Annotated in this window: 9 protein-coding genes; 3 read left to right on the top strand and 6 right to left on the bottom strand. The window is 71.2% G+C overall.

Annotated features, from left to right (window positions below; genetic code table 11):
* Positions 1 to 658: hypothetical protein (locus NBZ83_RS29200; RefSeq protein WP_261576239.1), on the top strand; the 658-nt coding region annotated here is incomplete at its 5' end.
* 10 nt (positions 659 to 668) lie between these two features.
* On the opposite strand, the gene NBZ83_RS29195 is transcribed toward NBZ83_RS29200, so the two are convergent.
* Both NBZ83_RS29195 and NBZ83_RS29190 read right to left on the bottom strand, forming a co-directional pair.
* Positions 669 to 2765 (bottom strand): TerD family protein, encoded by a 2097-nt coding sequence (locus NBZ83_RS29195; protein ID WP_261576238.1) that lies wholly within the window; start codon positions 2763 to 2765, stop codon positions 669 to 671.
* 57 nt (positions 2766 to 2822) lie between these two features.
* On the bottom strand, positions 2823 to 3035 hold the full coding sequence (locus NBZ83_RS29190) for a Rossmann-fold NAD(P)-binding domain-containing protein (RefSeq protein WP_261567935.1): 213 nt from the start codon (positions 3033 to 3035) through the stop codon (positions 2823 to 2825).
* On the opposite strand from NBZ83_RS29190, the gene NBZ83_RS29185 reads away from it, so the two are divergent.
* Positions 3036 to 3221: a hypothetical protein gene (locus NBZ83_RS29185; protein WP_261567932.1), complete on the top strand. Its 186-nt coding sequence runs from the start codon at positions 3036 to 3038 to the stop codon at positions 3219 to 3221.
* On the opposite strand, the gene NBZ83_RS29180 is transcribed toward NBZ83_RS29185, so the two are convergent.
* The 3 genes from NBZ83_RS29180 to NBZ83_RS29170 form a co-directional block, all read right to left on the bottom strand.
* The gene (locus NBZ83_RS29180) at positions 3206 to 3385 is read right to left on the bottom strand and encodes an EthD family reductase (protein ID WP_261576237.1); all 180 of its coding nucleotides are present in this window, start codon (positions 3383 to 3385) and stop codon (positions 3206 to 3208) included. The two genes, NBZ83_RS29185 and NBZ83_RS29180, sit on opposite strands and share 16 nt — an antisense overlap.
* A gap of 41 nt (positions 3386 to 3426) precedes the next feature.
* Positions 3427 to 4194, bottom strand: coding sequence for a class I SAM-dependent methyltransferase (locus tag NBZ83_RS29175; protein WP_261567929.1), 768 nt, complete (start codon positions 4192 to 4194; stop codon positions 3427 to 3429).
* Positions 4195 to 4309: 115 nt separating this feature from the next.
* Positions 4310 to 5188, bottom strand: coding sequence for a TIGR03621 family F420-dependent LLM class oxidoreductase (locus NBZ83_RS29170; protein ID WP_261567927.1), 879 nt, complete (start codon positions 5186 to 5188; stop codon positions 4310 to 4312).
* Between the two features lie 247 nt (positions 5189 to 5435).
* Between NBZ83_RS29170 and NBZ83_RS29165 the strand changes: the two genes are divergently transcribed.
* Complete coding sequence (locus NBZ83_RS29165; protein ID WP_261576236.1) at positions 5436 to 6110, top strand: YdcF family protein; 675 nt, start codon at positions 5436 to 5438, stop codon at positions 6108 to 6110.
* 49 nt (positions 6111 to 6159) lie between these two features.
* On the opposite strand, the gene NBZ83_RS29160 is transcribed toward NBZ83_RS29165, so the two are convergent.
* A partial coding sequence (locus NBZ83_RS29160; RefSeq protein WP_261576235.1) for a zinc ribbon domain-containing protein occupies positions 6160 to 6347 on the bottom strand: 188 nt, incomplete at its 5' end.

The raw sequence follows: 6347 nt of genomic DNA, 5'->3' as shown, positions 1-6347 counted from the left end.
CCGCACAGCCCTCCCCCACCGCACAGCCCTTCCTCGCCACACGGAACATGCCGGCACGAAGCACGCCGGCACCGAGCCGGCCGGCACCGAGCCGTCGGCCGAGTCCGAGAGCGCCGAGCGCACCGGGACGCTGACCTGCCAGGCCGACGGATGGACGCTGGCCGCCGACGGCCGGCGGCTGTTCCTGGGGGACCTGCAGGGCCTGCGCCACCTCGCGACGCTGCTGGAGCGCCCCGGCGAGGGCGTGACGGCGCTGGTCCTGTGCGGCGCCACGGCGTTCGACGCCGGCCACCACGAGGTGGTCGACCGGCAGGCCTTGGACTCCTACCGAAGGCGGCTGCGCGACCTCGACGAGGAACGCCAGGACGCTGAGGCCGACGGCGACCCCGAACGGGCCCGCAAACTCCAGGCCGAATGGGACGCGCTGGCCGAGCACCTGCGCGCCGTCGCCGGCCTCGGCGGGCGCAGCCGGGCGTTTCGCACCTCGGCCGAACGCGCCCGCACGACCGTTCGCAAGGCCGTGCGGCGCGCTCTGGACGCGATCACCGCCGCCGACCCCGATCTCGGCGCCGAGCTACAGGCCACCATCACCACCGGCCTGACCTGCCGCTACATCCCGCCGGCGACCGACCCACGCCGCTGGACCGTCCGCCGCTGACCGGGCCCGGTCAGGCCTCGTCTGCCGGAGCACCACCGCCCCCCTGGCCCTGCCATTCGCGCAGGTTCTGGACGACCTCCTCGTAAAACTTCTCCAACGTCTCCGTCACGGAGGAGACGAACGTTCCCTTTCCGACCCCACGCTTCGTCCCGAGCGGAGCGCTCAGGGAGATGCGAAAGGCCCGGATCTCGCGCGTCGAATCGGAAATCATGATCTCCGGCTTCTGCCGGACGAGGGCGAGCAGCTCGGCCCGGACCGCGTCACGGGAACCCTGCTCGAAGGACTCGACACGCAGGTTGCCGTTAGCATCGCCGAGCTGCCGGAGAATCCACTTGATCCGGGTCGTCGGGCGACCCTGCCGCGGTGCGTCGATGTTCACCGAGCAGGCGACCCGGCCGGCCCGCAGATCCGCGCGGATCGCCAGGGGACCGGCCGTCCCGGGAATCCGCAGCACGGCGGAGAGGGTGCCCTGCCGGCACAGCTCGTCGGCCAGCACCTGCCGTCGGACCGAGGCATCGGCGCGGCGGCCCGCCTGCGGAAGCACCTCGACGCCCAGCAACCCGCCGAGGTGCAGACACAGAAAGTGGACGAGTTGATCGAAGCGTTCCGCGACCGACGGCAGGCCCCGATCGGTGGGCAGCAGCGTGCCTGCCGCCACGCTGTCCCGCACCGTCACCCAGGAGGAACCCATGTCCTCGAAGGTCTGCGCGCCAGAACGGGAATGGTCCAGGTAACGAAGAAACTCGACGAGCACGTACTCCTGGGTGCGATCCGCCACGAGGTCGTTTTCGAGGAGAAGCTGACAGCGGAATCGGATGTCGGCCCACGAGAGGTGATGCACCGCCACCTTCCTGGTCCGGCGCCCGTCGATGCCGACGGGATGCCGCTCGTCGGCCGTCGTGATCAGGTTGGAAATGGTGATGACGGCATCGAACTGCTGCTCTCGGGCGATATCGAGATAAGCGCCGACCTGATCCGCGGTGAGTTCACCGGAACCGGTCTTGACTTCGACCAGCGCAGTCCAGCTCCGCTGACCTCGGGTGACCCTGATCAGACCATCCGGGACATAGGGCTTGTCGTCCCGGTTGAACGGCACCTCGATGAACGTTGCGATCTGACCGGCCGGCGCACCGAATCGGGTCGTCAGTGAACGACCGAACTCCCGGACCGAGCCGATCACGGCGAGCAGCACGGAGGTCGCGCGCCGCTCCTGCTCCGCGGCCCCTCCAATGCCCGCAATCGAGAAGAGCCTGGCGGGCTGCCAGCGGTCCGCCGAACCCGCTTCGAGAACCCGCCGCCCCCTGGACGCCGACAGACGACGAGCCGGCAGCCGCTTGCGCGTGGTCACGGTGTGAACGCGTCGCCCCGCGGCCCGGGTCTCTCCCGGGACGGGCGCAGCCAAGGCGCCCGGATCCGACCCCCCGCCCACGATCTTCTGCGGCTCTAGGTCCGGTGCGGTGATCGGGGCGTCGGTCGCGGCCGGGGCCAGTTCCGCGATGCCCGTCCCCAGATCCTGGCCCTCGGCCACGCCACCGTCGCCCGCCTCATCCTCGGCATCGACCTCCACGCCGTATTCCGTGACGAGAGTGCCGAGCCCGGTGTCGTACCCTTGGCCCACCGCACGGAACTTCCACTGCCCGGCGCGGCGGTAAATCTCCCCGAGAACGAAGGCGGTCTCCCCGTTGGCCGCTGTGACGGCAAAGCCGAGAAGTTCCACCGCATCCGACCCGCGCAGCATGCGGAGCCGGAGATACTCGAGTTCCTGAATAGATCCCGCGGCGCCGTCGAGGCTCGCCGCCAGCAGCACCCGCTCGACGCTGTCGGGCACGTCGTCCATGTCGACGTCGACGATGTCGGAGTACGCCACCGACGGACCCTCCGGGGTCCGGGTCTTGCCGCGCAGCCGGACCGCGCCGCCCGCCCCCGACGGCTGATTGTAGAAGATCAGATCATCGTTGGAACGAACCTTGCCGTCGTCCCCCAACAGGAGAACACTGACATCGGCATCGAGCGGAAATTCCGCCCTCGTGGCCCATTCCAGGATGACCGAGATGGAACCGAGTTCGTCAGCCAGGGCGCTAAGGACAACATTTTCCCCCTTGCGCATGGCCGCAACTGTCGCAGCGCACATCCCGCGATGTTATACCTGGGCAATACGGTCCATTCATCGCACCTGCTCGGTGGGGCGAACCAGGATCTCGTTGACGGCGACGCGACGAGGGCGGGTCACGATGTAACTGATCGCGTCGGCGATGTCCTCGGCCTGCAGGCGCTCGACGCCGGCGAAGATCTGCAGCGCCGGCTCGCGGACGCCCGGCCGCAGATGGTCGGTGAGCTCCGTCTCGACCGCCCCGGGCTCGACCACCGACACTCGCACGTGCCGCTCGGCGACGGCCCGGGCCACCGCGTCGACGGCCTGCTGCTGGTCGGTGATGTCGGCGGCGAGGACGAGCGCCCGCCCGCCGTCGCCCCGATGCCGCTACTCGCCCCGGTCACGAGCACCACGGTGCCGGTGAGTTGCTCAGCCATCGATGCCTCCCGGGTGTGTCAGCGGACCGGGTAGTGCAGGATCGCCGCGAAGTACGGCGAGTCTCCCGTCGCGGCAGCGACGTCGAAGCTGTAGCGGCGGCCGCGCAGGTCTGGAATGCGGTCGACCAGCGGCAGATGCGCCGTGAGGTAATGCTCCCGGAAGTGCGTCGGATCGGTCGGCGGCCCGTAGAGAACCACGAATTTGTGCAGGAGAGCGACGCTATTTCTTCGAGCGTGCGTCAAGTCAACCGCGGGCGGCGGGCCTCGATGAGGAAGCGGGTCGTGTGGGCGGTGAACGGGCCGGTCGCGCGGATTTGCTCGTGCAGCTCGGCGAGGCGCTCGCGGTACCGCTCGACGGTGAACCCGGGAACGATCCAGATCACCTTGCGCAGGAAGTAGATGACGGCGCCGACGTCGCGGAACTCGGTGTGCAGCGTCTCCATCCGCAGGTCGACGACCTCGAGGCCGGCGGCGTGGGCGGCAGCCGCCGCGCCGTCGGGATGGCGCCGGCCGCGCGCCGCGGCCGGCTGCGGGCCGAGGAAGTACTCCGTCAGCTCGGCGACGCTGGCCGGGCCGACCTGCTGGGACAGGTAACTGCCGCCGGGGCGCAGCACCCGGGCGATCTGCGGCCAGCAGGTCGCGACCGGATGGCGGCTGACGACAAGATCGAAGGTGGCGTCGGCGAACGGCAGCGTGTGATCACCGTCGGCGGCGACGAGATGGACGCCACGGGGGCGCAGCGCCGCCGTCGCCCGCGCGATGTTCGGCGGCCAGGACTCGACGGCGACCGTGCAGCGGGCCAGACGCGGCACTCCGACGAGGACCTCACCGCCGCCGGTCTGCACATCGAGGGCCACGTCGGCGCGGGCCATCCGCTCGCCGATCAGGCGGGCGTATCCCCACGACGGCCGTTGCTCGGTGGCCCGGCCGTCCAGCCAGGAGAAGTCCCAGCCGTCGACGGGCACCACCGCGGCCTCGGCGACCAGCTCCTCAAACCCGCGCGGCATCGTCCGATCGTGGCAGACCGCTCCACCGATGGCGACCGGGTTTCGCCCCGGCGACCGATCGCGCCCCCGCCGGCCCCTAATGGGAGCTACCGGGCCGGCGGACCCGCTCACCCGCTCAGTCGCGGCGCAGCGCGGCGATGATCGGGGCGAATGCCTCCAGGGCGGGCTGCAGGACGGTGAAGTAGGTGATGCCGAACCGCTCGCGCAGGCCGCGCACCTGGTCGGCGATCTGTTCGACGGTGCCGGCCAGCAGCGTCGGAACCGTGGGGATCTCCTCGGCGCTCAGGTGGGGCAGCCGGGGCACCCACGCCGCCAGCGCCGCCGCCCGATCGTCGGTGACCGTGACGGCCTGGAGGAGCAGGTTGCGCTCCACCTCGCCGGCCCGGTCGCCGGCGACCCTGTCGAAGAACGCGATCCGCTCGGCGAACGCCTCCCCGGACAGCGGCCGCAGGTTACTCGGGTTCGCCGGGTCGAAGGCGGCGGCGCTGAACGCGGCGATGTCCGCCCGGCGCGCCGCAAGCCTGAGCATCCGATCCCCGTTACCGCCGACGACCAGCGGCACCGGCTGCTGCACCGGCCGCGGCACCACGGCGGGATCGGCCAGCGCTTCGTACACCGCGTCGATGACCCGTTCGAGGGTGTCGACGCGGTCCTTCGCGGTGCCGAACGGGATGCCGGCGGCGGCGAACTCCTCAGCCACGTAACCCGTGCCGACACCCAGCTCCAGCCGCCCGGCCGTCAGCACGTCGGTGGTCGCGACGTCGCGGGCCAGCAGCGCCGGGTTGTGGAAGGCCGCGTTGAGGACGAAGGTGCCGAGCCGCAGGCCGGTGGCGGCCCCGGCGGCGACCAGCGCGGGGAACGGCGCGGGCAGGCCGAGGTGATCCGGGACGAGCAGCACGTCGTAGCCGAGCTCCTCGGCCCGGCGGGCGGTCGCGGACCACTCCCCCGGCGCCGAGACTGCCAGCATGTTCACCCCGAACCGGAACGACCGCACGGTTCCCTCCCTGTCTGGCCCACATGGTCTGGCCCTGTCTGGCCCACATGGTCTGGCGGCATGCCGTCGTCGCACGCAGGCTCCTGGCGATCCCGCCTCGCGCATCCACATCGATCGGCAGCGTCACCGAAACCCTACTGCGTCGGCAACCTTTCATGATCGTCGTCTGCTGTCGGCCGACAGGGACATCCGCCGCATCCATGGCGGAACCGACCTGTAGCGGGCGGGCCCGGTGTTCTATAGGGCCGTGACAGCGACCCGGCTCAGCCGTCAGCGACCATGGGGACGGCAGCTGCGTGTCGTCGCCGTCGCCGTCACAGCCGCCGCCGGTGCCGCCACCGCCCCGGTCGCCGTCGCCGAGGCGCTGCACTGGCGAGCATCGCGCCAGCTCCGCGGCCGCGGCCGCCCGACCGGACGGGGCGCGCAGGCCGTCGTCGTCCTCGGCTTCCCGTCGACCCGCGCGGGCACCCTGCATCCCCTCCAACGCTGGCGCACCGAGATCGGCGTGCGTTCACTCGCCCCGGGCGCGGACAGCTTGATGATCTTCACCGGTGGTGGTCCGCCCGGCGCGGTGACCGAGGCGGAGGCCATGGCCGGGTACGCCCGCGAGACTCTCGGCGTGCCCGCGGAGAAGATCCGGCTGGAGACCGCGGCCCGCAGCACCTGGGAGAACATCACGTTCGCGCTGCCGTTCGTCGAGTCGGCGGCCACGATCGCGATCGCCTCGGATCCGCTGCATGCGGCGCGCGGGCGCCGGTACCTGCACCGGATGCGGCCCGAGCTCGCCGCCCGGGTCGTGCCCGCCGACGATTACCGGTTTCTCGACCACTGGTGGCTGAAGCTGCCCATTGCCGGCTACGAGATCGCCCGGGCGGTGCTGCGCGCGGCCCAGCGCCACGCACCGGCCCCGTCCAGTTCGTAGAGTCGCGCTTTGACATCCTCCTCCGCGTGAACGCGGAGGATTCCAACATCTACCCATCCACCAGGAGAGGGGGTGTGCAGTGTTGAGGTTCGCGGTTCACAGGCCGCCCCTCGGCGTCGCCTCCCCGCGCAGTCACCCACGTGGTTGCCCACTGATGCCCCAGGGCGATGTTGCGTGCCGCGTTCACGTCCGCGTTCGCCTGCTGCCCACAGCCCCGGCAGCGGAAGACGGCTTGGC

This window comes from Frankia gtarii (genome assembly GCF_025403375.1).
Taxonomy (GTDB): Bacteria; Actinomycetota; Actinomycetes; order Frankiales; family Frankiaceae; genus Frankia; species Frankia gtarii.
The sequence above is the reverse complement of the archived record's forward strand: the minus strand, read 5'-3'. Positions and strand labels throughout refer to the sequence as shown.

What these genes read in the sequence shown, in the direction of transcription:
- NBZ83_RS29175 (WP_261567929.1), bottom strand. Translation starts at nt 4,194, where the DNA reads ATGCCGCGCGGGTTTGAGGAGCTGGTCGCCGAGGCCGCGGTGGTGCCC.
- NBZ83_RS29195 (WP_261576238.1), bottom strand. Translation starts at nt 2,765, where the DNA reads ATGCGCAAGGGGGAAAATGTTGTCCTTAGCGCCCTGGCTGACGAACTC.